Origin of the sequence: Haemophilus sputorum CCUG 13788, from assembly GCF_000238795.1 — a bacterium.
GTDB lineage: Bacteria > Pseudomonadota > Gammaproteobacteria > Enterobacterales > Pasteurellaceae > Haemophilus_A > Haemophilus_A sputorum.
In genome coordinates this window covers 1-1,507 of the sequence record NZ_AFNK01000010.1, presented here as the reverse complement: position 1 = coordinate 1,507, position 1,507 = coordinate 1, and the positions used below count along the sequence as shown (strand labels likewise).

The window sequence follows — 1,507 nt, the reverse complement described above, 5'->3', positions numbered from 1 at the left end:
AGCCGCAGGTGCAGCGCAAACTACTGCAGATCAAGCAAATGCAGCCGCAGGTGCAGCGCAAACTACTGCAAATGACGCTAAAACAGCCGCAGGTGCAGCGCAAACAACTGCAGATCAGGCAAAAGCAGCTGCAACGACAGCGCAAACAACTGCAGATGATGCAAAAGCTACCGCAACAACAGCTAAAACTGCTGCAGATGACGCAAAAGCGACTGCAACTGACGCGAAAACTACCGCAGAGGGTGCAAAAACTACTGCTAATGAAGCATTAGAATTAGCTAAAAACTCATCAACTAACTATTTCCATGTAAACGATGAACATAATGTGGATCCTACTGCAACAGCGGCTTTAACCACTAATAAAGATAAAGTGGGTTCAGCTGGCGGTGCGCAAGGTGCAAATTCTATTGCAGCAGGTGTAGAAGCAACAACAACCAGTGCAGCAGCCGGTTCGGTTGTGATGGGTTACAAATCTTCAGCGGCATCTGAAGATGCAGTTGTAATTGGTTCTGGTAGCGCTGTTTACACTGGTGCAGCAAATGCAACAGTTATTGGTAAAAACTCAAGCGTACAAGCGGGTGGTACTAATGCAACAGTATTAGGTTCTAACTCAGAGGTTCAAGCAGGCGCGCAAAATGCGACGGTTGTAGGTCAATACTCTGCAGCTGGCACGAACTCATTAAATGCAACTGTTGTCGGTGCAAGAAGTTATGTTCGTCCAAACACAAATAACGGCACAGCATTAGGTTACTATGCAGGTGTAGATAACAGCACAGTAAATGGTACTTCTGTGGGGGCACACACTTGGGTGGGTGCAAATGCAGAAAATGGTACTGCTTTAGGTGTGCGTAACATAGTTGGTAATAGTACTCATAATACTATTGCGATTGGTGTGGAAAATAACATCGCCGATGGTAAACAAAATAATACGGTTATTGGTCATAACAATAAGATCAAGGCAAACGGCACAACTGTAATTGGTAATGGTGTTGAAGTTGCAGAAGGCTTTGATAATGCCGTTGTTTTAGGCAACCATTCAACCACTACGGGTTCTCATACTGTTGAAAATGTAACTTCAGCAACTGTAGGTAATTTAACTTATAGTGGCTTTAAAGGTACTGTTTCAGGTAAAGGCAGCTTTGTAAGCGTTGGTGCAGTAGATAATGAGCGTAAATTGATCAATGTTGCGGCAGGCAATATTTCTGATACTTCAACTGAAGCGATCAATGGTTCACAACTTTATTCTGTAACCAAACAATTAGATCAAACAAACGAAACTGCAAAAGCAGCAGCTTCAACAGCAACAGCAGCAGAATCAACTGCAAAAGCAGCGAGCGAAGTTGTTAATACTAACTTAGGTAAGATTGAAGGCGCAGTAGCAGCAGCAGCAAGTTCAGCAACAGCAGCAGCATCTTCAGCAACCGCAGCAGGTTCATCAGCAACCGCAGCAGGCTCATCAGCAACTGCAGCAGGTTCATCAGCAACAGCAGCAGGTTCATCTGCAACC

Annotated in this window: 1 pseudogene; it reads left to right on the top strand. The window is 44.6% G+C overall.

The features are described 5' to 3' along the window. Positions 1 to 1,507, top strand: a pseudogene (locus HSP_RS0103190) (hypothetical protein); the annotation flags it as partial.